This is a genomic window from Actinomadura litoris (genome assembly GCF_009733595.1).
GTDB lineage: Bacteria > Actinomycetota > Actinomycetes > Streptosporangiales > Streptosporangiaceae > Spirillospora > Spirillospora litoris.
In genome coordinates this window covers 104,612-130,316 of sequence record NZ_WOFH01000007.1, presented here as the reverse complement: position 1 = coordinate 130,316, position 25,705 = coordinate 104,612, and the positions used below count along the sequence as shown (strand labels likewise).

Genomic DNA, 25,705 nt, shown 5'->3' with positions numbered 1-25,705 from the left:
CCCCGGGTGCCGCCGGCCGGGCGGCACCCGGGGCCCCCGCCTGCCGGAGGTGATGACGATGACGGCCGGGACGCCCGACGCCGCCGTGTGGGACGGCGTGTCCACCCTGCTCGACCACTACATCCGGATCCGGCCCGACGACCGGGTCGTCCTCCTGTACACGGCGGACGCGCGGGACCCCGCCGCGTGGGTCGCCGCCGAGCTGGCCGTCCGCGGCGTCAGGCCGGCGCTGCTCGGGATGAGCGCGGGCCGCGACGACACCGTGGAGCCCCGGCTGCGCGCGGCGCTCCCCGACCCCGCGTCCCCGCATCCGCGGATCGTGCTGCTGACGATGGAGCGCGACTCGATGTCGCACGTGCTCCAGCTGCGCCGGGCCCTCGCCCCCTACCCCGAGGACCGCTGGGCGACCTACCGGGTCATCAACGCCTCGGCGGAGTTCTTCCGCCACTCGATGGGCGTGACGCCGGAGCTGCTGTCGGCGCTGAACGGCGCGCTGCTGAACCGGATGATGCCCGCCTCCCGCCTGCGGGTCACCTCCGGCGGGGGCACCGACCTGGAGATCGCCGTCGACTCCGAGCGGTACCGGTGGATCAGCAACCGGGGCGTGTGGCGGGCGGGGGCGTTCCTCGTCCTGCCGCCGGGGGAGGTCAGCACCTACCCGGCGGACGTCAACGGCGTCCTCGTCGCCGACGGCGCGTTCAACGTGACCTCCTACACCGGCCACGACGTCCGGCTGGCCGACCACCCGGTCACGGTCGAGATCGAGCACGGCCGGGTCACCGGCGCCGCGTGCGCCGACCCGCTCGTGGCGCGGCTGCTGGAGCGCTGCCTGCGGGTCGAGAACGCCGACCGGATCGGGGAGCTGGGCTTCGGCACCAACGTCGGCACCACCGCGTTCATCCCGCTGAACTCCCACATCAACGAGCGCCACCCGGGCGTGCACCTCGGGCTCGGCATGCACGGGCAGCGCCTCGACGTGGTCGACTACTGGTGCGACGTCCACCTCGACCTCATCACCGCGGACGCGACGGTCGCCGTCGACGGCCGCACCGAGATCAGGAGCGCGGACCTGCGCGGTTTCGCCGGGGAGCGGCACCCCGAGCCCCTGACCGGGAACGTCCACGAGGAGGACATCGACGGTGACTGCTGCGGCCTCATCACCGGCGAGGTCGCCCGTGCCAGGGAGGAGTTCCTCCGGACGCGGGAGTGCCGCCGAACCCGGGCTACCGGCGGCTCGTGACGAAGTCCCGGATCGTGGTGATCATGTAGTCGACCATCTCCTCGGTCAGGCCCGGGAAGACGCCGATCCAGAACGTGCGCTCGGTGATGGCGTCGCTGTTGTCGAGCTTCCCCGAGACCCGGTACGGCCTGCCCTGGTAGGCGGGCTGGCGGGTGAGGTTGCCCGCGAACAGCATCCGGGTGCCGATCCGGCGGTCCTCCAGGTGGTTCACGATCTCGTCCCGGTCGAACGGCGCGTCGGCGGTGACCGTGATCACGAACCCGAACCAGCTCGGGTCGCTGCCCGGCGTCGGGACGGGCAGGAGCAGGCCGGGCAGCCCGTCCAGGCCCTCGCGCAGCCGCGCCCAGTTGCGGCGGCGGGCCGCGCCGAACTCCGGCAGCCGCTGGAGCTGCGAGAGCCCGAGCGCCGCCTGGAGGTCGGTGGTCTTCAGGTTGTAGCCCACGTGCGAGAACGTGTACTTGTGGTCGTAGCCGTAGGGCAGCTCGCCGAACCGCTGGGTGTAGCGCTTGCCGCAGGTGTCGCAGTCGCCGGGCTCGCACCAGCAGTCGCGTCCCCAGTCGCGCAGCGACTCGACGATCCGCGCGAGCCGCGGCCGGTCGGTGGTGACGCAGCCGCCCTCGCCCATCGTCAGGTGGTGGGCGGGGTAGAAGCTCACGGTGCTGAAGTGGCCGAACGTCCCGGTCAGCCGCCCCTGGTAGCTTGCGCCGACACCGTCGCAGTTGTCCTCGACGAAGAACAGCCCGCGCTCGGCGGCCAGCTCGGCGACCTCGGCCACCGGGAACGGGTTGCCCAGCGCGTGCGCGATCATGATGCCGCGGGTGCGCGGGCCGATCGCCTCGGCGACGCGGTCGGCGGTGGTGTTGTAGGTGCCGAGCTCCACGTCCACGAAGACCGGCGTCATCTGGTTCTGCAGGATCGGGTTGACCGTCGTCGGGAAGCCCGCCGCGACCGTCACGATCTCATCGCCCGGCCTGAGCCGGTCGTCGCCGATCTCCGGCTGGGTGAGCGCGGTCAGCGCCAGCAGGTTCGCCGACGACCCCGAGTTCGTCAGGTGCACCTTGCGGCGCCGCAGCGTCCGCCCGAGCTCGCGCTCCAGCGCGACCGCGCTCGGCCCGGACGCGATGCGCAGGTTGAGCGCGGCCTCGACCAGCGCGACGCGGTCGTCCTCGCTCAGGTCGGCGCCGGACGGCATCACCAGCGTCTCGCCGGGGACGAACCGCCGCGCCTCCTCCTTCTCGCGGTGGTACTTGCGGACCAGTTCCAGGATCGAATCCTGGGAGTCACTCATCATCGCCTCCAGGACGCGCCACGGCGCGGACCTGGTCCATCAAAACAGCGGGGCGCGGGATCTCCTCCCCTGTAGGCCCCCCTTAGTGACTCAGCTCTCGGCGGGGCGCCCGACGTCCGCCCACAGGCTCGGCAGGTTGACCACGATGCCCTCCTGCGTGCTGCGCGCGATGACCACGACCGCCTCCTCGTCGGGGGAGGGGTTCTCCTCGCGGTGCGGGACGTAGGGCGGGACGAAGATGTAGTCGCCCGGCGCGGTCTCCACCCGGACCTCGTCCTCGCCGTCGGCGAAGACGAACACCGGGTGGCCGGAGACGATGTAGATCGCGGTCTCGGCCTCGCCGTGGTGGTGGTCGCCCGAGCTGGTCGCCGGGCCGACGTGGGTGCGGCCCATCCAGAGCCGCTCCGAGCCGACGCTCTTGCCCGAGATCGCCTCGTACCGGCGCATCCCGGAGGTCTGGACGGTGTCGGAGCCGAGGTCGGAGCCGCGCACGTGCTCGATGCGCCCGTGCCAGGCCGCCGTTCCCCGTGCGCGCGCGTCCGTCACGATCCGCCCCTTTTGTCGTTGTTTCTGGTCGGTTCAGTAGAGATTGGGGCCGCTGACGGGGCGCCGGTCGTCGTGCCGCGCGGCCTCGTTGTCGTCGTAGGCGGCGCGCGCCGCCGCGATCTTCGCGTGGTTGTTCTCCGCCCACGCCGACAGCGCGCGGGTGGAGGCGAACAGCTCCTCGGCGAGCGCCGTCGCGGTGTACTCGACCTGCGGCGGGACGGTCGGGTGGACGGTGCGGGTGATCAGCCCGTCCCGTTCGAGGGTGCGCAGGGTGAGCGTCAGCATGCGGCGGCTGATGCCCGGGATCGACCGGTGCAGTTCGGCGAACCGGATCGGGCCGTCGCCGGCCGCCGCGATGATCGCGATTCCCCACTTGCTCCCGACCCGGTCGAGGGCGTCGCGGAAGGCCGCGCACGCGTCGGGCTCGACGTCGTCGGGTAGCCGAGATCGTGCTGCCATCGAACTCCCCTCCCGGTGCGGACGTCTCAGCCTTACACGTGATCGTCCGCACCGGCAACCTGTCCCGCGCGGGTCAGGGCGGCGGGTCGGGGAGCGAGGCGCGCAGCGTCGGCGCCACCTCGGTGGCGAACAGTTCGAGGGACGTCCAGTGGTCGTCCAGCGGCAGCCCGTCGGGGTCGACGCTGAACACGGCGAGCGAGTGGCCGAAGATCTCGTGCTGCCGGTGCACCTTGTCGATGACCTGCTCCGGGCTGCCGACGAGCGCCGGCGAGCGCGCGACGAAGTCCTCCACGCTCGCGTAGGGCGGCCGCCCGCCGATGCTCCGCTGCATCGCGGCGAGGCGCTCGAAGGCGGGGCGGTAGGCGGCGAGCGCCGCCTGGGAGGTCTTGGCGACGAGGAACCCGGGCGTCCCCGCGCCGGTGAAGAGCCGGTCGGCGGGACGGCCGCGCCGCGCCCACTCGGCGCGGTAGTACTCGACCAGCGGCCGCGCGCTCTCGCTGGACAGGCCCGCGTTGGAGAACACCACGGGGTCGCCGTACTCGGCGGCCAGCGCCAGCGACTCCGCCGAGGAGGAGCTGCCGTGCCAGATCCGGGGGCGCCCGTTCAGCGGCCGGGGCAGGAGGTGGACGTCGTCGAGGCGCGGCCGCCGCCCCGCCGGCCAGGTGACGCTGTCGCTCGTCCACAGCTCGTGCAGCAGCCGGAAGTTGTCCGCGAGCGCCGGGCGCTGCTCCTCGGGCCGCAGGCCGAACAGCTCGCCGCCCGGCCCGGCGCCCTTGCCCACGATCAGCTCCACCCTGCCGCCGGAGAGCTGGTCGAGCGTCGCGTAGTCCTCGGCGACGCGGACGGGGTCGAGCATCGACAGCACGGTGACGCCGGTGAACAGCCGGATCCTGCTGGTGAGCGCCGCGACGTGCGCGAGCACGACCGGCGGCGCGCTGGACAGGAACGGCCAGTGGTGGCGCTCGCCGACCCCGAAGCCGTCGAAGCCGAGCTCCTCCATCCGCAGCGCGGTCGCCACCGTGAGCTCGAAGCTCGCCCGCGTCGCCGACGGCTCGTCGGCCCCCGCCGAATCCAGATAGCGGATCGGGGCCACTCCGAAGAACTTCACGATTGCTACCGCCGCATTTCCATTCGTGCGTGCCTTTCCAACGTCGCCAAACGTATGCGGAACGGCGTGGGGCGGGAAGTAGGAACATTGCTGTTACCACCCTGTCGCGTGTTTTGCTGTGGGCACATGGGATCCGGAATGGGCGAACTGGGGTGGGGTGTGTCCGCGCCGACCGATCTGCGGGTCGAACATCGGCCCGCGCTGTTGGGGCTGACCGAGCCGTCCCCCCGGCTGAGCTGGCGGCTGCCGGAAGGAGCCGCGCGGCAGCGGGCCTACCGGATCGCCGGCCATATGGGCGACCAGCCGTGGGACACCGGATGGGTCGCGTCCGACAGGAGCCTGTTCGTCCCCTACGGCGGCCCGCCGCTCGTGTCGCGGGCGGCCGTGCGCTGCGCCGTGCGGGTCCGCACCGGCGCCGGTGTCAGCGCCTGGTCGGAGCCCGTCCACTGGGAGATGGGCCTGCTCGACCCGGACGACTGGACGGCGCACTGGATCGGGCCCGCGGAGGGCGAGGTGCCGCCGCCGGGCTTCCGTCCCGCCTACCACCTGCGCGGCGGGTTCACCGCCCCCGGCGGGGTCGTCCGGGCGCGGGCGTACGCCACGGCGCACGGCCTGTACGAGCTGTTCCTCAACGGCGAGCGGGTCGGGGACGCCGAGCTGGCACCGGGGTTCACCGCCTACCGCAGCCACCTCCACGTCCAGACCTACGACGTCACCGGGCTGGTCCGGACGGGCGGCAACGTGCTCGGCGCGGTCCTCAGCGACGGCTGGTTCCGGGGCCGGACGTCCTACCACCGCCTGCCCGACGGGTTCGGCGACCGGACCGCGCTCGTCGTCCAGCTCCACCTCGACCACGAGGACGGGACGACGACGGTGACCGGGACGAATCCGGGGTGGCGGTCGGCGGTCGGGGCCGTCAAGGCGGCCGACTTCTTCGACGGCGTCGCCGCCGACCTGCGCGACGAACCCGCCGGATGGCACACCCCCGGCCCGGTCTCCCATGGCGGGACGATCCCCCACGCCCCCCAGAACGGCCTCGTGGGGGATCCCTGGTCGCCGGTCGTGCTCCGCGAGCGCCCGGCGGCCCGGCTCATCTCCTCGCCCGCGCCGCCCGTGCGGCGGCTCCAGGAGCTGGCCCCGGTGTCGGTCACCCGTCCGGCGCGGGGCGTGCACATCGTCGACTTCGGCCAGAACGTGGGCGGCTGGGTGCGGCTGTCCGACCTCGGCCCGCGCGGCACGCTGCTCGGGCTGACCCACGCCGAGGCCCTCACCCCGGACGGCGGGGACGTCGACACGTCGAGCGGCCAGGCCACCCTGCGCTGGTACGAGCCGCCGCGCGGCGTCCAGAGCGACCTGGTGGTCTCCGCCGGGCCCGGGGGCCCGGCGTTCGAGCCCCGGCACACCCGGCACGGCTTCCGCTACCTGCGCGTCGACGGCCACCCGGGACGGATCGCGCCGGGCGGCGTCGCCGCGGTCGCGGTCAGCTCCGACCTGCCCCGCACCGGCTGGTTCCGGTGCAGCGACGCGCGGGTCGAGCGGCTCCACGACATCGCCTGCTGGACCTACCGCAACCAGGCGTGCGACATCCCGATGGCCGAGATCACCAGGGAACTGGCGGGGTGGACCGACTTCGGGTGGAACATCCGGGGCGCCCGCCTCGTGCACGACGTGTCCGGGCTGAGCGCGAAGTGGCTGGCCGACCTCGCCGCCGACCAGTGGCCGGACGGCACCGTGCGCAACTACGCCCCCGACCCCCTCGGCCCCGGCAGCCTGACGGCGCGGTTCGCGATCCCGCACGGGCAGGCGGGCTTCGGCGACGCGGCCGTGTCGGTGCCCTGGGAGACCTGGCGGGCCTACGGCGACGACGGGCTGCTCGCGCGGCAGTACGCCTCGATGACCGCGTGGGTCGACCGCGTGGCCCGGGTCGCGCGGGACGAGCGGCACCCCGTGCGGCGCGCCGCGCGCCCCGAACCCGCGCCGCACGAGGAGTTCCTCTGGGACACCGGCTACCACTTCGGCGAGCACCTCGAACCGGGGCCGCCGAAACCGCCGGTGACGCTGACCCGGCAGCGGATCGCCCGGATCACCGACCTGGAGTCGTTCACCGCCGCCGTGGTGGAGGAGATGCGGGCCCGCGACCACGCGGCGTTCGCGACGGCCTACTTCCATCGGTCGGCCCGGCTGCTGTCGCGGATCGCCGGAATCCTCGGCCGCCCGGACGACGCCGAGCGCTACGGGCTGCTCGCGGAGAGCGTCCGCGCCGCCTGGCAGGCCGAGTTCATCACCCCGGACGGGGCGCTGACCTGCGACACCCAGGCCACGCACCTGCGCGCGCTGGCGTACGGGCTCGTCCCGGCGGACCTGCGGGCGCGGACGACCGCGCGGCTGGTGGAGCTGATCCACGCCGCCGGGACCCGGCCCGGCACCGGGCTGCCCACCACGCACCTGCTGCTGCCGGTCCTCGCCGCGAACGGCCACCTCGACCTCGCCTACGAGCTGCTGCTGCGGCGGGGCTCGCGGTCCTGGATGTCGGTGATCGACAACGGCGGCACCACGTTCTGGGAGGTCTGGGACGGCATCACGCCCGACGGCCGCACGAACCTGGCGCTGAACATGCCCACGCGCGCGAGCGTGGTCGAGTTCCTGCACGGCGACGTCGGCGGCGTCCGGCTCGACGAGGACGTGCCCGCCTACCGGCGGTTCACGGTCGCGCCGCGTCCGGGCGGCGGCCTGACCTGGGCCGAGGTGAAGCAGGACAGCCCCTATGGGCGGATCGGGTCCGCGTGGCGGATCGAGGGCGGCCGGTTCTCGCTGGAGGTGACGGTTCCGCCCGGCACGACGGCCGAGGTCGTCCTCCCGGACGGGACGCGCGCCGAGGTCGGTCCCGGCGTCCACGCGTTCGCCGCCCGGGCCGAGCCCGCCGATTCAGGGGTGGCATAGGGGGGCGCGAAAGGGGTTTCCGCCGTGCCGTTCACGGCAGCCTTTGCATGGATCGAATCGCGGGTTCGGGGGAATTCGCCGGATTGTCCGGCGGGGGGAGGTTTTTCATATCGATGGCGCGTTTTCTGGCCGGACGGGTGCTCCAGGGCGTCTTCGTGCTCTGGGCCGCGTACACGCTCTCGTTCACCGTCCTGTACGCGCTGCCGAGCGACCCGGCCGCGATCGCCGCGGGCACCACCAGCGGGGTCACGGAGGAGCAGGTCGACCAGCTCCGGCATGAGATGGGTCTCGACCGCCCGCTGACGGAGCGGTACCTGACCGGGCTCGGTGGCGCGCTGCACGGCGACCTCGGACGGTCGGTCCAGTCCGGCGAGCCGGTGCGCTCGCTGATCGGGGACGCGCTGCCGCCGACGCTCGCGGTGGCCGGCGCGGGGCTCGCGCTCGGGGCCCTCCTCGGGACCGGCCTCGCGGTCCTCGCCAACGCGACCGGCTCGCGGCGGCTGCGGCGGACGCTGCTCGGGCTGCCGCCGCTGGGCGTCGCGATCCCGCCGTTCGTCGTGGGCCTGCTGCTGTTGCAGTGGCTCTCCTTCACCTGGAACGTGTTCCCCGCCATCGGGGAGGGCGGCTGGCGCGGCCTCGTGCTCCCCGCCGCCACCATCGCCGTCCAGCCCGCCGCGCTGATCGGGCAGGTCCTCGCCCGGAGCATGGCCGACGAGCTGGGCAAGGACTACGTGGACGTCGCCCGCGCCAAGGGCGCCGGGCCGCTGCGGGTGAACGTCCGGCACGTGCTGCGCAACGCCGCGCTGCCCACGCTGACCATCGCCGGGCTGCTGGTGGGCGGGCTGCTCACCGGCGCGATCGTGGTCGAGGTGGTTTTCTCGCGGAACGGGCTCGGGCAGATCACGCAGGGCGCGGTGTCGGCGGAGGACCTGCCCGTCGTGCAGGGCGTGGTGCTGCTGGGCGCGCTGGTGTTCGTCACCGTCAACCTCGCCGTCGACCTGCTCTACCAGGTGCTCGATCCGCGGCTGGCGGCGGCGCGCCGCGCGCCGGGGCGCGGCCCGTCCGGGCGCCTCGCGCTGTTCACGTTCGCGGGACGGGGGTGAGCCGGATGCCCGCCACCGACCTCGCCCTCACGACCGGCGAGCACGTCCCGGAACCGGAGCCGGCGGACCGCCCGGGACACGCGCGGCACCTGCTGCGCGGGCTCCTGCGCAATCCCTGGCTGGTCCTGTCCGTCATCTGGGTGGGCCTGGTCGTCGTCGCGGCGGTCGAGCCGTCGCTGTTCGCGCCGGGCGACCCGCTGGAGGTCGACACCGGCGCGCGCCTCCAGGCCCCCTCGCTCGGCCACCCGTTCGGCACCGACCGCCTCGGCCGCGACCTGTTCGACGAGACCGTCCACGGGACGGGCCGGACGCTGCCGGCGGCGGCGCTGGCGACGGCGGTCGGGCTGGGCGCGGGCGCGCTGCTCGGGCTGCTCGCCGGGTTCCTGCGCGGCATCGCCGACCTGGTCATCATGCGGCTGGTGGACGTGCTGCTGTCGATCCCCGGGCTGCTGCTCGCGCTGATGCTGGTCGCGGTGCTCGGCAAGGGCGACACCGCCGACGTCGGCCTCGCCATCGGCGTGGCCGCGATCGCCAGCACGGCGCGGGTGACGCGCGCCGAGGTGCTGCGCGTGTCGGCGAGCGGGTTCGTGGAGGCGGCGCGGACCGGCGGCGCGCGGCGGACCCGCGTCCTGCTGCGCCACGTGCTGCCGAACTCGATGGGCCCGGTGTGGGCGCTGACCCTGCTGCTGTTCGGCGAGGCGGTCCTCGGCGTGACCACGCTGAGCTTCCTCGGCTTCGGCGCCCAGCCGCCCACACCCGAATGGGGGTCGCTGGTCTCCTCCGGGCGCGACTTCCTCGGCGGCGCGTGGTGGCTGTCGATCCTGCCGGGCACGGTCGTCGCGCTGACCGTGCTGGCCGCCAACCGGGTGTCGCGCGCGTTCGAGGACGAAGGGACGGGCCGGTGACGAACCCGCGTCTCCTGGAGGTCGAGGACCTGGTGGTCCGCTACCGCACGCGGCGCTCGGTCGTCCGCGCGGTGGAGTCGGCGAGCTTCACGGTGGGGGAGGGCGAGACGGTCGCGATCGTCGGCGAGTCCGGCTCGGGCAAGTCCACCACCGCCTACGCCCTGCTCGGCCTGCTCCCGCGCGCGGCCGGGGTCACCGGCGGGCGCATCGCCTTCGACGGGCGGGACCTGACCGCGCTGCCCGAGCGCGGGTGGCGCGAGCTGCGCGGACGGGAGATCGCACTCATCCCGCAGGACCCCGGCACGTCGCTCAACCCCGTCCAGCGGGTCGGCGCGCAGGTCGCCGAGGCGGTGCGGCTGGCGGGGGACGCCGACCGCGGCGCCGCCCGGACGCGCGCCCTCGGCCTGCTCGCCGACGCGGGCCTCCCCGACCCGGAGGCCCAGGCGCGCCGCTACCCCTCGGAGCTGTCGGGCGGGATGCGCCAGCGGGTCCTCATCGCGATCGCGATCGCGGCGCGGCCCCGGCTCATCGTGGCCGACGAGCCGACGAGCGCGCTCGACGTCACCGTGCAGCGCCGCGTCCTGGACCACATCGGCGGGCTGGTCCGCGAGTCGGGCACCGGCCTGCTGCTGATCACCCACGACCTGGGCGTCGCGGCCGAGCGCGCCGACCGCGTCCTGGTGATGCGGTCGGGCGCGATCGTGGAGCGCGGCACGCCCGGGGAGGTGCTGTCGGACCCCCGCGACCCCTACACGCGGTCGCTGATCGAGGCGGCGCCCGGGCTCGCGCGGACGCCGCGTCCGCGCCGCGTGCGGCTCACCGCCGTCCCGGGCGGCGCGCCCGGCGACCCGTTCGCGGTGAAGCCCGACGCCCTCCCGGACGCCGTCCCCGACGTCGTGGCGGACGGGCCGGTCCTGCGCGTGGAGGGGCTCGTCAAGGAGTTCCGGGCGCCCCGCTCGTCCGGCACCGTACGGGCCGTGGACGACGTGAGCTTCGCGATCCCCCGGGGCAGGACGTACGGGCTGGTCGGGGAGTCGGGGTCGGGGAAGTCGACCACCGCGCGGCTGATCCTCCGGCTGGCCGACCCCACCGCCGGGCGCGTGTTCCTCGGCGGGGAGGACATCACCGGCTCGCGCGGCGGCGCGCAGCGCCTGCTGCGGCGCCGGATGCAGATCGTCCACCAGAACCCGTTCGCCTCGCTGGACCCCCGGCGGCCGATCGAGCGGATCGTCACCGACCCGCTCGCGTCCTTCGGGCTGGGCTCGCGGGCGCAGCGCCGCCGCCGCGCGGCGGAGCTGGTCGACCTGGTCGCGCTGCCCTCCTCGGTGCTGCGCCGCCGGCCGGCCGAGCTGTCGGGCGGGCAGCGGCAGCGGGTCGCGATCGCGCGGGCGCTCGTGCTCAACCCCGAGCTGCTCGTGTGCGACGAGCCCGTGTCCGCCCTCGACGTCTCCGTGCAGGCGCAGATCCTCGACCTGCTCGCCGCGCTCCAGGCCGAACTGGGCGTGAGCTACCTGTTCATCTCGCACGACCTGGCGGTGGTCCGGCACATCGCGGACGAGGTGGGCGTGCTGAGCCGGGGCCGGCTGGTCGAGTCCGGCCCCACCGAGCAGATCTTCGCGGGGGCCCGGCACGCCTACACGCGGGAGCTGCTCGACGCGATCCCCGGCCGCCGCTGAAACCGGCGCCGGCCACCACGAGACACAGCCACCACCACAAGGAGAGCGAGCCCGAACCGTGTTCCGAACAATATCGGTCGGAAAAGTAAAGATATCCGTCACGGCGGCGGCCGCCGCGCTGCTGCTGGCCGCCTGCGGCGGCGGGACGTCGGCCGGGGGCTCGGGGGCGGCGGGCCCGCCCAAGTCGGGCGGCACCCTCACCGTCGCGCTCGGCGGCGACCCCGTCAGCATCTACCCGCGCGCGGTCACGCCGCTGGTCCGCGAGGTCGCGCGGCCGATCGTCGACTCGCTGCTCGCGCTCGACCCGGCGACCAAGCAGCCGGTGCCCTGGCTGGCCGAGTCGTTCCGGGCCAACGCCGACGCGACCGAGTTCACCTTCACGCTGCGGCAGGGGGTGACGTTCTCCGACGGCACGCCGCTGACCGCGAAGGTCGTCAAGGACAACTTCGACGACGTCATCACCAACCGGGCCGCGTCCGTGGGGTCGACGCCGCTGTCGCTGCTCGACCAGGGCGGCTACAAGGGGACGAGCACCCCCGACGAGCGGACGGTCGTGCAGCGGTTCGCCAAGCCGTACCCGACGTGGCCGCTGTGGGTGACCAACCCCGGGTTCGGCATCCTCGCGCCGAAGACGCTGGCGCTGCCGATCGCGGACCGCTTCGACAAGGTGATCGGGACGGGCCCGTTCGTGCTCCGCTCCTACGTCCGCAACAGCCAGGTGGTGCTCACCAGGCGGGCCGGCTACAAGTGGGGGCCGAAGACCCGGAGGCACGACGGCGACGCCTACCTCGACAAGGTCGTCTACCGGATCATCGCCGAGCCGAGCGTGCGGACCGGCGCGCTGAAGACCGGCCAGGTCCAGCTCGCGGGCGCGCTCAACCCCTCCGACATCGCGCCGGTGCGCGCCGCCGGGTTCGGGATCGTCGCGCAGCGGCTGCCCCGGCTCGCCGAGGGCCTGGTGGTGACCGGCGCCGACCGGGCGCCGCTGAAGGACCCGGCCGTCCGGCAGGCGCTGGTGAAGGCGGTGGACGCCAAGCAGATCCGCGACACGCTGCTCACCTCCGAGTGGGGCGTGCCGACCAGCGTCGTCACCGGCGCGGTGATCGGGCACTCCGACCAGAGCGCGCTGCTGAAGCCCGACGAGGCGGCAGCGGCGGCGCTGCTCGACAAGGCGGGCTGGGCGCCCGGCGGCGACGGCATCCGGGCCAAGGACGGCAGGCGCCTCACGCTCAAGCTCGGCTGGCTCAACCGCGGCAACCCCTGGGACCAGCCGCTCGTCGAGCTCGTCACCGCCCGGTACAAGAAGATCGGCGTCGAGCTGAAGCCCGAGCTGGTGACCGCCGCGCAGTCGGTGGAGGCGCTCAAGGCGCGGAACAAGTGGGACCTGTTCCTGTCGGGCGTCGCCGGGGGACCGGACGCCGGGGTCGGCCTGGCCAGCACGTTCACCAGCGCGCCCCCGAACTTCTTCAACGTCCAGGACGCGGCGCTGCAGCCGCTGCTGGAGAAGCAGGCGACCACCACCGACCAGGCGGCCCGGGGCAGGCTGGTCGCCGACGCCCAGCGCCGCGTCCTCGCCGAGGGCCTGTTCACCCCGCTGGTGGAGGACACCGCCGTGGTCGCGGTGGGCAAGAAGGTGCACGGCTTCGCGCTGGACGCCGACGCGCGGCTGCCCGCGCTGCTGGACGTCTGGCTGTCGTGACCGACCGCCCCTACCGCGTCGCCGTCGACGTCGGAGGCACGTTCACCGACCTGGCGCTGCTCGGCCCGGACGGGATGGAGCTGGACCACAAGACCGGCTCCACCCCGTCCGAGCCCGCGGACGGCCTGGTCACCGGGCTCGGCGGGCTCGCGGCGAAGGCGGGGCTGCCGCTGCGCGCACTGCTCGGCCGCACCGGCGTCATCGTGCACGGCACCACGATCACGACCAACGCGCTGGTCACCGGCACCGGCGCGCGGACCGGCCTGCTGACCACGCACGGGCTGCGCGACGTCCTGCTCGCGCGGCAGGGCGCCCGCGCCGACCAGTTCGACTCGCGCTCCGCCCCACCGCCGCCCCTCGTGCCCCGCCGTCTGATCGAGACCGCGCGGGAGCGGCTCGACCGCACCGGCGAGGTGACGACGCCGCTGGACGAGGACGGCGTGCTCCGCGCCGCGCGCCGCTTCAGGGAGGCCGGGGTCGCCTCGGTCGCCGTCTGCTTCGCGTTCTCCTACCTCAACGACGCGCACGAGCGGCGCGCGGCGGAGATCCTCGCCGCGGAGCTGCCCGGCGTGTTCCTGTCGGTGTCGTCGCGGGTGGCGCCCGAGGTCCGGCTGTTCGAACGCACCTCGACGACCGTGCTCAACGCCTATGTCGGGCCGGTGCTGCGCGACCACCTCGACCGCCTCGCCGGCCGGCTGGCCGCCCTCGGCTACCCGGGCCCGGTGCTGATCGTCCAGTCCAACGGCGGGGTCGTCCCCCTGGAGCGGGCCGCCGAGCGCGCGGTGAACACGCTCCTGTCGGGACCGGCGGGCGCGCCCGCCGCCGTCGCGGACGTCGTCGCCGAACTCGGCGTGCCCGAGGCGATGGCGGTCGACATGGGCGGGACGAGCTTCGAGGTGAGCCTGTCGTCCGGCGGCGTCACCGGCATCACGACGCGCGCCGAACCGGCGGGTCATCCGGTCTCGGTGCCGATGCTCGACATCGGCACGATCGGCGCGGGCGGCGGGTCGATCGCCCGGGCGACCGCCGGGGGGCTGCTGCGCGTCGGCCCCGAGAGCGCGGGGGCCGACCCCGGCCCGGCGAGCTACGGACGCGGCGGACGGCTCGCCACGGTCACCGACGCCGACCTCCTCCTCGGCTACCTGGCGGGCGGATTCGGCGAGGGCCTCGTGCCGTCGGCGGACCTGGCGGCCAGCGCGGTCGAGGCCCTCGGGCGCGACCTCGGGCTCGGGACGGTCGAGACGGCGGCGGGCGTGCACCGGGCGGTCAACGCCGAGATGGCCGACAGCCTGCGGCTCGCGACCGCCAGACACGGCCTCGACCCGGGGCGGCTCGCCCTGGTCGCGGCCGGCGGCGCGGGGCCGGTGCACGCGGTGGAGCTGGCCCGCGACCTCGGGATCGCGCTGGTCGTGGTCCCGGCGGGCGCGTCGGTGCTGTGCGCGCGGGGCATGCTCCGCGCCGACCTCGTCAGCTACCACGTCCGCACGCTGCTGGGCCGGGGCCGCGACCCGCGCGCCACGGGCGTCGACGCCGCCGAGGTCGACGCCGCCTTCGCCGTGCTGGAGGGCGCCGCCGACGCGGGCCCGAGCGTGGAGTTCACCCGGCTCGCCGATGTCCGCTACATCGGCCAGGTCCACGAGATCACGGTGCCGTTCCCGGCCGTGCCGAGCGGCGGCGCGGCGGCGGTCGCCGGGCTCGTCGAGCGGTTCCACCGGCTGCACGACCGGCTCTACGGCTTCGCGCAACCGGAGGTGCCGGTGGAGGTCGTGAACCTGCGGCTCGAAGCCCGCACGCCCACCGCCGCGCCCCGGAGCGCGCCCGCCCCGTCCGGGCCGGTGGAGCCGGACGGCGTGCGGCGCGCGTGGTTCGACGGCGCGTTCCGGGAGGTGCCCGTCCGGAGCGTGCGGTCGGTGCCCGTGGACGAGCGCCAGGAGGGTCCCGCGCTGCTGGCGGGAGCGGGCACGACCATCGTGGTCCCGCCCGGGTTCGCGTTCGAGGTCACCGCGAACGGCACCACGCTCGTGTTCGCCGCCGACCGCGAACGGGCCGAGGTGCTGGCCGCGCTGCGGGAGACCCGTCTGGAGGCGGTCCGATGACGGGGACGATCCTGGCCTCGGTGGTCGGCAACCGGCTGCACGCGATCGCCGAGCGGATGGCCGACGCGATGCTCCGGTCCTGCCGGTCGGCGGCGTTCCAGAGCCGCGACTTCGTGACCGGGATCTTCGACGCGGACGGCGCCTGGATCGCCACCAAGGACTTCATCCCCGTGCTCGCCGGTTCGCTCCCGAGCGCCTACGAGGGCGTGCTCGCCAAGTTCGCCGGGGACGTCGGCGAGGGCGACGTCTTCGTCCTCAACGACCCCTACCACGGCAACAACCACCCGCCCGACGTCACCGTCCTCAAACCCGTCTTCCACCGGGGCGTCCTGCGCTTCTGGACCGCGACCAAGGGGCACCACGCCGACGTCGGCGGCGGCGGGGAGATCGGCTACAACCCCGGCGCCCGGGACTGCTACGAGGACGCGCTGCGGATCCCGCCCGTCCGGCTGTACCGGGGCGGCGAGCGGCAGGACGACGTCTGGGACCTGATCCTTTTGAACCTGCGGCTGCGCGACGCGGTCGAGGGCGACCTGCACTGCCAGATCGGCGCGGCCTCGATCGGGGAGCGCGAGCTGCTCGCGATGCTCGACGCGTTCGGCGTCGAGCCGGTGCTGGAGGCCGTGCGGATCCAGCTCGCCGCCTCGGCCCGGCACATGCGCGCGGAGATCGCGCGCTGGCCGGACGGGACCTACGAGGCCGTCCGGCACCTCGACGACGGCGGCGAGCACCACCGCGAGCCCATCGCGGTCCGGCTCGCGCTCACCGTGGCGGGGGACCGCGCCGTGTTCGACTTCACCGCCTCGGACCCGCAGGTCGTCGGCTACGCCAACTCGACCCGCGCCAACACCGTCGCCTCGGTGCTCCTCGCGCTGTTCGGCGTGACCGACCCCGCGCAGCGCCGCGACGGCGGCGCCCTGGCGGCGGTCGAGATCCGCACCCGGCCCGGCACGATCACGCACGCGGTCGAACCGGCCGCGACCACGCTGTGCACGATCACCGCGTGCGAGGCGATCGTCGAGACCGTGTGGCTGGCGCTGTCGCGGGCCGACCCGGCGATCACCCATGCGGGCTGGTGCCGGGGCTACGCGTTCGCCGCCGTCGGGGTCGACGAGCGGACCGGCCGCGCGTTCGGCGCCACCGGCGCGCTCAAGGGCGGCTCCGGGGCCGTGCTCGGGTTCGACGGGTGGGACGCGATCGGCCCGCCCGTCGCGATGGGCGGCGGCCGCGAGGTGGACGTCGAACTGCACGAGCTCGGCGCGCCCGCGACCGTCCTGGAGCAGGGGTTCGCGACGGACTCGGCGGGCGCGGGGCGGTGGCGCGGCGGCCTCGGCGGCTTCTCGCGGTGGCGCATCGACCAGGACGGCGTCCGCGTCGTGTGCATCGGGTCGGGCGCGCTGGAGCAGACCGTCCCCTACGGCCTGGCGGGCGGCCTCGCCGCCCCCGCGAACCGGAGCGTCGTCCGCCACCGGGATGGGCGGGTCACGGTGCCGCGCACCAACAGCACGCTCGTGCTCGGACGCGGCGACGTCATCGAGATCCACACCTCGGGCGGCGGCGGTTACGGCGACCCCCGGGAGCGGTCGCGCGCGGCCGTCCGCGCCGACGTGCGCGACGGGCTGGTGTCGGAGGCCGCGGCCCGCGACGTGTACGGCCTGACGCGGCGGGTGTGGGGGACCGCCCCCTCACAAGAGACCGGCCCGGACACGGCGCTCACAGCCGATACGACAGATCGGAGCATCCCATGAGCCTGCATCTGCTGTTCCTCGACATCCCCTCGAACGGGCACGTGCTGCCGAAGCTCGACCTCGTGAGCGAGCTGGTCCGGCGCGGGCACCGGGTCACCTACGTGGTCGCCGACGGGCTGGCCGAGCGGGTCCGGCGCTTCGGCGCCGAGGTGGTCGCCTACGCCTCCCTGGACCCGCTCACCAGCCTGTCCGAGGACGACCCCGCCGCCGCGACCCGCGCGTTCTTCCGCGAGAACCTCGCGATCCTGCGCGCCGCGCGCGAGCACTTCGGCGACGAGCGCCCCGACGCCGTCGCCTACGACGAGGCCGCGTTCCAGGCGGGCCGGATCCTGTCCAGGACATGGGGACTGCCGCCCGTCCTGCTGACCCCGAGCGTGGTGTCCAACGAGCACTACTCCTACATCGAGCACCGGGACCGCCTCGCGCCGGACGCCCGCCTCGCCGACCCGGTGGAGGAGATCGCCGGGGCGCTGGAGGGGTTCGGGCTCGGCGACCAGGTCGGCGACTTCCTGTGGAGCACGCGGCGGGTGGAGGAGCTGACGATCGCGTTCGTCCCGTCCCGGCTCCAGCCCGCGTACGAGACGTTCGACCCCGAGCTGGTCCACTTCGTCGGGCCGAGCGTCGGCGGACGCGACTTCCTCGGCACCTGGGATCCCCCGGCGGGCGCGTCCCGGGTGGCGCTGGTGTCGCTGGGCAGCGTACGCAACGGCGACGCCGGATTCTTCGAGACCGTCGCCCGCGCGTTCTCCGGCCGTGACTGGCACGTGGTCGTGACGGTCGGGGACGGGCTCGCCGACGCCGACGTCGAGCGGATCGCCGCGCTCGCCCCGAACGTGGAGGTCCACCGCTGGGTCTCGGGCGTCGGCGTGCTGGAGCACGCGGAGGTGTTCGTGACGCACGGCGGCAGCGGCTCGCTGGTCGAGGCGTGGCACACCGCGACGCCCGTCGTCATCGTCCCCCCGGCCCCGGACTTCCTGCCCTACGCCGAGCGGACCCTCGAACTCGGCGCCGGGCGCGTGATCCCGCCGTCCGCGTTGGACGCCGACCGGCTCGTGGCGGAGGTTGAGGCGGTCGCCTCGGACGAGGCGGTCCGGGCGCGCGTGCGGGAGTTGCAGGCGCACGCGCGGGCCGCCGGGGGCGCGCGCCGGGCGGCCGAGGTCCTGGAGACCCGCCTCGCCCGCCCGGCGCGACAGGAGGCGTCATGACCGCGAGCCCGCCCACCGGAGCGGTGATCGTCACCGGCAGCGGATCGGGGGTAGGGGCGAGCACGGCGGTCGCGCTCGCCGGGCGCGGATACCGCGTCGTGGCCTCCGTCCACTCCCTCGACCGCGTCGCGGGCCTCGACGAGCTGGTCGCCCGGACCGGCGCCGAGGTCGACGTCGCGGAGCTGGACGTCACCGACGAGGAGTCGCTGCCCGGGTTCGTGGACGGCGTCGCGGCCCGCCACGGCGGCCTGCACGCGATCGTCAGCAGCGCGGGCGTCACCGGCGTCGACACCTTCGAGCGCGAGGACCTCGCGAGCTACCGCAGGACGTTCGACGTGAACGTGTTCGGCCCGGTCGCGCTGCTCAAGGCCGCCCTGCCGCACCTGCGCGCCGGGGGCGGCAGGTTCGTCGCGGTCGGCAGCGTCGCGGGCGCGCTCGGGCTGCCGTTCCAGGAGGCCTACTGCGGGTCGAAGTTCGCGCTGGAGGGCGTCCTGGAGGGCTTCGCGCCGGTGGCGCGGCGCCTCGGCGTCGCGGTGTCGATCGTGGAGCCGGGGCCGCTGAGCACGGACGCGGTCCGCCGCACCGACTGGGCGCGCCTGTTCGCCGAGGCGGGCCCCTACGAGAAGCTGCTGCGACGCTACTTCGACAACGCCGCCGCGCGAGGCGGGACGCTGCCCGGCCTCCCCGCCACGCAGACGGCCGCCGACGTCGCCGCCGCCATCGTGGACGTGCTCGCCGCCGAGGACCCGCCGGCGCGCGTCCAGACCGCCGCCGACACCCGCGCGCTCGTCGCCCGGAAACTGGCGGACGCCGACGGCGCGGCGGTCGCCGAGCTGACCGGAGCATGGCTGGATCCCCTCCCTCCGCAAGCGGTGCAGTAGGGGGGTGATCAGGGGAGTCCCGCGCCCACCACGGCTTATACATTCATCGCATGGCTGAGAAACTCGATGAGCGGACACGGGCATTCATCGACAACAAGAATTTCCCCGTCGTCGCCACGGTGAACGAGGACGGGAGCCCGCATTCCTCGATCGTCCTGATCAAACGCGGCGAGGACGACTCCCTGCTGTTCGTGACCCACGCGGGCCGCCGCACCGAGCGCAACATCTCCCGCGACCCGAGGGTCAACGTGTCGGTGTTCGACATCGAGAACCCGATCGTCTCGATCGAGATCCGCGGCACCGCGAAGGTGCTGGAGGGCGGCGGCAAGGAACTGGCCGACGAGCTGACGCTGAAGTACCTCGACGAGGTCCACGACGTGGACGACGTGTCGCGGGTGGTCGTCCAGATCGTCCCGCACAAGGTGATCCCGTTCCCGCCGGAGACGCAGAAGTGACGTACGGGCCGGGGCAGGGGCCGGGGCCGCTGCCCCTGTCCGACGAGGAGCTGACGGCGCTGGTGGCCGGGCACGCGATGGGCGCGCTGGCCGCGAACAAGCGCGACGGCCACCCGCACCTGTCCACCGTCGCCTACCACTGGGACCCGGTGGAGCGGACGGCGCGGATCAGCACCACCGCCGACCGGGCCAAGGTGCGGCGGCTGCGCCACGACCCCCGCGCGGCGCTGTATGTGACCAGCGCCGACTATCTGGCCTTCGCCGTCGCGCAGGGGCGGGCCGAGCTGTCGGCCGTCAGCGAGGCGCCCGGCGACCCCGCCGGCCGCGAGCTGCTCGCACTCCAGCCGCCGTTCGCGGAGGCCGCCGACGAGAAGGCGTTCCTGGAGCAGATGGTCGCCGACCGCAGGCTGGTGATCAGGCTGCGGGTCGCGCGCCTGTACGGGACGCGGCTGGACGTCCCCTGAGGAACGGAAGACCTCGGACGCACGGAAGACGCACGGAAGACGCACGGAAGACCACGGAAGACCTCGGACACACGTGGGCGCGGGCACCCGGCGGGAGGGTGCCCGCGCCCACGCGCGGGGGGATCTGGGGAGGGCGTCAGGCGGCCCGGACGGTGGCCAGCGCCTTCGACCAGGACTCGACCTGGGTCAGCACGCGCTCCAGCTCCGCCTCGCGGAACTCCTGCGGCGTGAACTCGGGGTAGCTCGGGAAGTCCCCGGGGATCAGCAGGGTGACCTGCGCGGCCACCGACGCCAGGCTCAGCTCGGTCGCGACCAGCTTGAGGTGCTCGACGGCCCGCGCGGCGCCGACCGCGCCGTACCCGACGAAGCCGACCGCCTTGTTGGCCCACTCGGCGTAGACGAAGTCGAACGCGTTCTTCAGGGCGGCGGGCGGCGCGTGGTTGTACTCGGGGGTCACCACGACGAAGCCGTCGTACCCGGCGACGACCTCGGCCCAGCCCTTGGTGTGGTCGCCGGCGTACTGCCCGACCGCCGCGGGGATCTGCTCGTCGTAGAGCGGCAGGCCGTGGTCGGCGATGTCGACGACCTCGTACTCGGCCTCGGTGCGCTTGGAGGCGACCAGGTGCACCCAGTCCGCCACCGCACGGCCGATCCGGCCCGGCCGCGTGCTACCGACGATAATGGCGATCTTTGTCATTTCCCGTTCCCTGTCTTTCGGCTGAACCCAATTGTTCACGATCTCCGCGGGCGGCGAAAGAAGGCACTTTTCCTTCCCGTGGTAACACCGATGTTCCCTCTACCCGAATTGGATCGCGGGCGGAACAATCGGCGGCAAAGAAGGGGGCTCGATGGACGTCGCGGAGACCGCGGTGAGAACGGCGCGCTCGGGCCGCCCGGCCCTCGCGGTGCTGGCCACCGGCCAGCTCATGCTGATCGTCGACGGCACCGGCGTCGCGGTGGCGCTGCCGCGCATCCGCGAGGACCTCGGCCTGGCCGGCGCCGAGCTGTCCTGGGTCGTCAACGGCTACCTCGTCGCCTTCGGCGGGCTCCTGCTGCTGTGCGGGCGGCTCGGCGACCTGTTCGGACGGCGCCGGGTCTTCCTCGGCGGCATCGCGGTGTTCACCGCCGCGTCCGCGCTGTGCGGCGCGGCCGGGAGCGCGGCGCCGCTGGTGGCCGCGCGGTTCGTCCAGGGCGTGGGCTGCGCGATGGCGGGCTCGGTGATCACCGGGATGGTCGTGGTGCTGTTCCCCGAGGGCCGGGAGCGGGTCCGGGCCATCACCGTGATCGCGTTCGTGGCCGCGGGCGGCGGGTCGGTCGGCGCGCTCGGCGGCGGCGTGCTCACCGAGCTGGCCGGGTGGCGGTGGATGTTCCTGGTGAACCTCCCGATCGGCGCGCTGCTGCTGGCCTTCGGCCGCCGGACGCTGGCCCCCGACCACGGCGGCGGCCGGGACGGCGGGGCCGACCTGCTCGGCGCCGCGCTGGTCACCGGCGGCCTGATGCTGCTGGTGCTCGCGATCGGCGGTCTCGGGCCCGACGGCTTCGGCGCGGGGGTCTCCGCCGCGCTCGCGGCGGCGGGCCTGGCGCTGCTGGCGGGCTTCGTGCTGCGGCAGCGGCGGGCCGCGGCCCCGCTGCTGGAGCTGTCGATGTTCCGGTCCCGGGCGCTGTCGGGAGGGAACCTGCTCCAGGCCCTGTTCGTCGGCGCGATGTTCGGGTTCCAGTACCTCGTCACGCTCTACCTCCAGGAGGTGCTCGGCCTGGACTCGCTGGAGACCGGGCTCGCCTACCTGGCGGCCTCGGCCGTGATCGGGGCGACCTCGCTGGGGCTCGCCGGGCCGCTGATCGTCCGGCTCGGCGTGCGGCGGGTGCTGCTCGCGGGGCTGGGCGCCGGGATCCTCGCGTTCGGCTGGCTGGCCCGCGTGCCGGACGCGGGCGCGTTCGCGGTCGACGCGCTGCCCGCGATGCTGGTGCTCGGCGTCTCGGCGGGCCTGGTCCTCCCGGCGGCGACCGCGCTCGCGATGACCGGCGCGTCCGACGCCGACTCCGGGGTCCGCTCCGGCGTGACCGGCACGGCGCAGCAGGTCGGCGGCGCGCTCGGGCTCGCGGCCATGGCGGCGCTGGCCGCCGCCGCGACCGGTGACGAGGGCGCCGCCGGCGCCGCCCGGCGCGCCGCGCTGACCGAGGGCTACCGGCTCGGCTTCGTCGCGGGCGCGGTGCTGGTCGCGCTCGCGGCGGCGGTCGCGCTGACGCTGCCGCGCGACCGCCGTCCGGACGGTCAGTTGTAGCTGGCGACGGGCGGGTCGCCCACGCGCCGCACGCGGCGGGACGCGGCGCGGGCGGGCGCCGGCCGGGGCGGCGGCGCCGGACGCAGGTCGCGTGCGGCCCGCCGGCAGCGGGCGGCGGTGTCGTGGGCGCCCGCGGCGGTCGCGCGGCGCTCGGCGTCCAGCAGCGCGTGCCGCGCCTGCCGCGCGACGTCGTTCGCGAGCTGCGGGGAGTTGAGGACCACCAGCTGGCGGTAGTGGTGGACGAGGAGGTCGACCTCGCCGGGGGGCAGCGTGGCGATCCAGGCGATCGCGCGCCGGTGCCCGGCGATCCGCTGGCTGCGTGGGAGCTGGGCGTGCGCGATCTCGCGCAGGAGCGGCTGGCGGAAGGAGTACTCGCGGTCGCTGGCCCGTTCCGGGGCGCGCGGCGGGTCCTCCCCCCAGAAGCAGCCGGAGGGGACCAGGGGCGTGGTGATGGGGCGCCATCGGACCAGGAAGTCCTTGCGCTCCAGGGCGTAGAGGATCTCGGCGGTCTCCTCGGTGGTGCGGCCGGAGAGGGCGGCGACGCCCTCGACCCGCACCCGGCCCTGGAAGAACGTGGCGTCCCGCAGGACCGCGCGCTCGGGGAGCGAGAGCGTGTCGATGCGGGCGGTGAGCAGGGCGCGCAGCCGAGCGGGGACGGGCGGGGCGCCGTCGTTCGCGCCGCCGGTGCACGCGCGGACGGCGCGCGCGTACTCCTCCGCGTGCCGGGGGTTGCCGCCGACCAGGCCGAGCACCTGGGGGTCGGAGGCGCGGGGCAGGAGCGCGCCCGCGTCCTCGGGGGAGAGCGTGTCCAGGGTGAGCGTGGTGACGTCGCGTTTGCCGCACCCCCAGCGCGGCCGCGACTGCCGCAGCTCGGGCCGGGCCGTCACCACGATCAGGAGCGGGACCGGGGGGAGCCGCTCGGTCAGGTCCTCGACCTGGTCCAGCAGCGCGCCGTCGGCCCGGTGCAGGTCCTCCAGCACGATCGTCACAGGGGTGTCGAGCGCGAGGCCGGTGATGTGGCGGCGCCACTCCGCCCCGCCGGCCTCGGCCGGCGCCCGCTCGATCCGCAGGGCCGGGTCCGCGCCGTCCGGCAGCGAGCGCAGCGTGTCGGCGAGCGGCGCGAGGGGCTCGCCCGCGTACGGCGGGGTGCGGCCGACGAGCACGGGCCCGGGCAGGCCCGCGACGAACTCGGCGATGAGGCGGCTCTTGCCGATGCCGGGCTCGCCGAGGATGGTGGCCATGTGCGGGCGCTGCCTGCGCTCCACGTCGCCCAGCAGGCCGCGGAGGATCGCGAGGTCGCGGTCCCGGCCGAGGAGCGGTGCGCCGGTGCCGGCCGAGGGGGGCGCCGGGGCGGGCGGCGGCAGCGTCAGCTCGCGCCCGGCCGCGGCGACGTCGTCGCCCTCGGGGAGCGGGGGCAGGCCGGCGGCGCGGGCGGTCGCGCGGCACACCCGGATGGTGCCGGGCGGGGTGTGCGCCAGCAGTTGCTCGGCCGCGTGCGGCACCGTCCCCGACAGCTGCGCCGGGACGGTGTCGCCCTCGTCGCGGTAGGTCGCGAGGACCTCGCCGGTGGCGATCGCGATCTGGACGCCGAGGAACGCCGAGACCCGCCGCGTGATCCGCTCGCGGATGGCGAGCGCCGCGTGGATGGCACGTTCCGGGTCGTCCTCGTGGGAGCGGGGGAAGCCGAACACGACCGGACGCACCGAGCCCAGCGTCTCGCGGACCAGCCCGCCGTAGCGCCGGGCCTCCTCGTTGATGACGCGGGCCAGTTCGTTGAGCGCCTCGTCCACGCACTCGGAGTCGCCGTAGCCCACGTCCACGCGGGTGCGCACCTGCAGGACGCTCGCGCGCTTGCGCTCGGAGACGGAGCGCCGCGTGCCCGCGGGAGCGGGAGCCCGCTCCGGTGCCGGCGCGGCGGCCTCCGCGCCTTCGGCGGCCACCGCGCCCTCGATGGTCACCGCCGCGTCGCGCGCCGTGCGCAGGGGCGGGGCCAGGCCGGGGTGCTGGTTGAGGATGTCCCGTTCCAGGTCCCGCAGCTCGGGCGCGGGGTCGAGGCCGAAGCCGTCCCGCAGGATGTCGCGCAGGCGCTGGTAGGCGGCCAGCGCCTCGGGCTGCCGCCCGCAGCGGTAGAGCGCCAGCATGAGCAGGCCGCACAGCCGCTCGCGCGCGGGCTCCTCCTCGGCCAGTGACGTCATCTCGCCGATCAGCGCGTGGTGGCGGCCGAGGGCGAGTTCGGCCTCCAGGCAGTCCTCCAGCGCGGCCAGCCGGGTCTCCTCCAGCATGGTCAGCTCGGGCCAGACGGTGCCGGTCTCGGTCACGTCGGCCATCGCGGGCCCCCGCCAGAGCGCGAGCGCCTCACGCAGCCGCCGGGCGGCGGGCTCCCACTGCTGCGCCCGGAAGTCGGCGCGGCCCCGGTCCACCAGCGCGTGGAAGCGGGTCACGTCGATGTCGCCGGGATCCACGCGGAGCAGGTAGCCGGGCGGGGCGGTCCGGAGCGCCACCTGCCCGTCCGCGGGGAGCGCGCGGCGCACGGCGGCGATCGCGTTCTGCACCATCTTGCGCGCGGTGGGCGGCACGGGATCGTCCCAGAGCGCGCGGATGAGGTCGCTGGTGGACACCACGGTGTTGGCGTGCAGCAGCAGGAAGCCCAGGGCCGCGCGCTGGTTGACCCCGCCGAGCGGGACGGGCCGGTCGTCTCGCCGCGCCTCCAGCGGGCCGAGCAGGCTGAATCGCAAGGGGATCCCCCTCTCGCTCGTCTCGACTCTTCATATTTCATACTAATTCTATCGAGTTTATCTGTATTGGGAAGGCGTCAGCGGTCGATACGGAAGAAGTCTGCATAACACTCCAGCTGGTGATCGAGCATGTGGATTCCGTGATGGACGGCGAGCCCGAGCGCGGCGGCCGCCCGCAGCAGCCGGGTCTCCCGGGGCCGCATGATGATGTCGGCGACCACGGCGCCGGGACGCAGCGCGGCGGGGTCGAACGGCAGCGGGTCGTCCGGGCGCAGCCCGAGCGGGGTCGCGTTGACCGCGACGTCGGCGTCCCGCACGCGCGGCGCGGCCGAGCCGGTCACCCGGCCCGGCCAGCGCCCGGCGAGGCGGCGGAGCAGGGCGTCGAGGCGGCCGGGGTCGGTGTCGCAGACCGACAGGTGCGCGGCGCCGGCCTCCAGGAGCGCCGCCGCCACGGCGGCTCCGGCCCCGCCGGCGCCGACCAGCGCGAACCGGCGGCCGTCCGGGTCGTGCCCGGCGCCGCGCAGCCCGCCGACGAAGCCGGCGCCGTCGAAGTTGTCCGCGCGCCAACGCCCGCCGGCCTCGCGGCGGAGGGCGTTCGCGCTGCCGGTGAACGCCGCCGCCGGGGCCAGCTCGTCCGCGTACCGGCAGATCTCGATCTTGTGCGGGACGGTGACGAGCAGGCCGTCCAGGTTGCCGACGCGCCGCAGCCCAGCGACGACCTCCGCCAGGTCGGCCGGGCGCACGTGCACGGGGACGAGGACGGCGTCCCGGCCGACCCGCTCCAGCAGCGCGTTGACCAGCGCCGGGGCCTGGACCTGCTCGATCGGGTCGCCCAGCACGGCCAGCAGCCGGGTGGTCCCGGTGATCCGCCCCAT

20 protein-coding genes are annotated in these 25,705 nt (G+C 75.0%); 13 read left to right on the top strand and 7 right to left on the bottom strand.

The genetic code is table 11. The features are described 5' to 3' along the window. Positions 1-58: 58 nt before the first annotated feature. Positions 59-1,240, top strand: a complete 1,182-nt coding sequence (locus GNZ18_RS21010) for a CgnE/CgnB domain-containing protein (protein ID WP_156218238.1) — start codon at positions 59-61, stop codon at positions 1,238-1,240. Here GNZ18_RS21010 and rfbH read toward each other — a convergent pair. From rfbH to GNZ18_RS20990, 4 genes are all read right to left on the bottom strand, one after another. After that, positions 1,224-2,528, bottom strand: coding sequence for a lipopolysaccharide biosynthesis protein RfbH (gene rfbH / locus GNZ18_RS21005; RefSeq protein ID WP_216651391.1), 1,305 nt, complete (start codon positions 2,526-2,528; stop codon positions 1,224-1,226). The two genes, GNZ18_RS21010 and rfbH, sit on opposite strands and share 17 nt — an antisense overlap. Before the next feature lie 90 nt (positions 2,529-2,618). After that, a complete protein-coding gene (locus tag GNZ18_RS21000; RefSeq protein ID WP_308166063.1) occupies positions 2,619-3,074 on the bottom strand; it encodes a cupin domain-containing protein in 456 nt (151 codons plus the stop codon). A gap of 33 nt (positions 3,075-3,107) precedes the next feature. Next, positions 3,108-3,533, bottom strand: coding sequence for a winged helix-turn-helix transcriptional regulator (locus GNZ18_RS20995; RefSeq protein ID WP_156218236.1), 426 nt, complete (start codon positions 3,531-3,533; stop codon positions 3,108-3,110). A 73-nt stretch (positions 3,534-3,606) separates the two neighbouring features. Continuing rightward, positions 3,607-4,641: an LLM class flavin-dependent oxidoreductase gene (locus tag GNZ18_RS20990; protein WP_214618003.1), complete on the bottom strand. Its 1,035-nt coding sequence runs from the start codon at positions 4,639-4,641 to the stop codon at positions 3,607-3,609. 138 nt (positions 4,642-4,779) lie between these two features. Here GNZ18_RS20990 and GNZ18_RS20985 point away from each other — a divergent pair, with 138 nt between their 5' ends. The 11 genes from GNZ18_RS20985 (at position 4,780) to GNZ18_RS20935 (ending at position 19,813) form a co-directional block, all read left to right on the top strand. Then, positions 4,780-7,581, top strand: a complete 2,802-nt coding sequence (locus GNZ18_RS20985) for a family 78 glycoside hydrolase catalytic domain (protein ID WP_156218235.1) — start codon at positions 4,780-4,782, stop codon at positions 7,579-7,581. A gap of 113 nt (positions 7,582-7,694) precedes the next feature. Then, positions 7,695-8,684: an ABC transporter permease gene (locus GNZ18_RS20980; RefSeq protein WP_156218234.1), complete on the top strand. Its 990-nt coding sequence runs from the start codon at positions 7,695-7,697 to the stop codon at positions 8,682-8,684. Between the two features lie 5 nt (positions 8,685-8,689). Beyond that, positions 8,690-9,589, top strand: coding sequence for an ABC transporter permease (locus tag GNZ18_RS20975; RefSeq protein WP_156218233.1), 900 nt, complete (start codon positions 8,690-8,692; stop codon positions 9,587-9,589). Further along, complete coding sequence (locus GNZ18_RS20970; RefSeq protein ID WP_312874650.1) at positions 9,586-11,265, top strand: dipeptide ABC transporter ATP-binding protein; 1,680 nt, start codon at positions 9,586-9,588, stop codon at positions 11,263-11,265. The genes GNZ18_RS20975 and GNZ18_RS20970 overlap by 4 nt, the downstream gene beginning before the upstream one ends. A gap of 58 nt (positions 11,266-11,323) precedes the next feature. Beyond that, the gene (locus GNZ18_RS20965; protein ID WP_214618008.1) at positions 11,324-12,964 is read left to right on the top strand and encodes an ABC transporter substrate-binding protein; all 1,641 of its coding nucleotides are present in this window, start codon (positions 11,324-11,326) and stop codon (positions 12,962-12,964) included. After that, entirely contained in the window at positions 12,961-15,060 is a 2,100-nt protein-coding gene (locus GNZ18_RS20960; protein ID WP_216651390.1) for a hydantoinase/oxoprolinase family protein, read from the top strand. The genes GNZ18_RS20965 and GNZ18_RS20960 overlap by 4 nt, the downstream gene beginning before the upstream one ends. Continuing rightward, positions 15,057-16,808 (top strand): hydantoinase B/oxoprolinase family protein, encoded by a 1,752-nt coding sequence (locus GNZ18_RS20955; protein WP_156218232.1) that lies wholly within the window; start codon positions 15,057-15,059, stop codon positions 16,806-16,808. Before GNZ18_RS20960 ends, GNZ18_RS20955 begins: the two co-directional genes overlap by 4 nt. Beyond that, complete coding sequence (locus tag GNZ18_RS20950) at positions 16,805-18,013, top strand: macrolide family glycosyltransferase (protein ID WP_156218231.1); 1,209 nt, start codon at positions 16,805-16,807, stop codon at positions 18,011-18,013. Before GNZ18_RS20955 ends, GNZ18_RS20950 begins: the two co-directional genes overlap by 4 nt. Beyond that, complete coding sequence (locus GNZ18_RS20945; RefSeq protein ID WP_156218230.1) at positions 18,010-18,894, top strand: SDR family NAD(P)-dependent oxidoreductase; 885 nt, start codon at positions 18,010-18,012, stop codon at positions 18,892-18,894. Before GNZ18_RS20950 ends, GNZ18_RS20945 begins: the two co-directional genes overlap by 4 nt. A 50-nt stretch (positions 18,895-18,944) precedes the next feature. Further along, positions 18,945-19,349: a TIGR03618 family F420-dependent PPOX class oxidoreductase gene (locus tag GNZ18_RS20940; RefSeq protein WP_156218229.1), complete on the top strand. Its 405-nt coding sequence runs from the start codon at positions 18,945-18,947 to the stop codon at positions 19,347-19,349. Further along, positions 19,346-19,813, top strand: a complete 468-nt coding sequence (locus GNZ18_RS20935; protein WP_308166064.1) for a TIGR03618 family F420-dependent PPOX class oxidoreductase — start codon at positions 19,346-19,348, stop codon at positions 19,811-19,813. The genes GNZ18_RS20940 and GNZ18_RS20935 overlap by 4 nt, the downstream gene beginning before the upstream one ends. Before the next feature lie 136 nt (positions 19,814-19,949). On the opposite strand, the gene GNZ18_RS20930 is transcribed toward GNZ18_RS20935, so the two are convergent. Further along, complete coding sequence (locus GNZ18_RS20930; protein ID WP_156218228.1) at positions 19,950-20,510, bottom strand: NADPH-dependent FMN reductase; 561 nt, start codon at positions 20,508-20,510, stop codon at positions 19,950-19,952. A gap of 151 nt (positions 20,511-20,661) precedes the next feature. Between GNZ18_RS20930 and GNZ18_RS20925 the strand changes: the two genes are divergently transcribed. Continuing rightward, complete coding sequence (locus tag GNZ18_RS20925; protein ID WP_156218227.1) at positions 20,662-22,095, top strand: MFS transporter; 1,434 nt, start codon at positions 20,662-20,664, stop codon at positions 22,093-22,095. Here the strand turns inward: GNZ18_RS20925 and GNZ18_RS20920 are convergent. Together GNZ18_RS20920 and GNZ18_RS20915 are read right to left on the bottom strand one after the other, a co-directional pair. Then, positions 22,086-24,830, bottom strand: a complete 2,745-nt coding sequence (locus GNZ18_RS20920) for an ATP-binding protein (protein ID WP_156218226.1) — start codon at positions 24,828-24,830, stop codon at positions 22,086-22,088. The two genes, GNZ18_RS20925 and GNZ18_RS20920, sit on opposite strands and share 10 nt — an antisense overlap. Before the next feature lie 77 nt (positions 24,831-24,907). Further along, positions 24,908-25,705 carry a shikimate dehydrogenase family protein gene (locus GNZ18_RS20915; protein WP_156218225.1) on the bottom strand — a complete coding sequence of 266 codons (798 nt, stop codon included), beginning with the start codon at positions 25,703-25,705 and terminating at the stop codon, positions 24,908-24,910.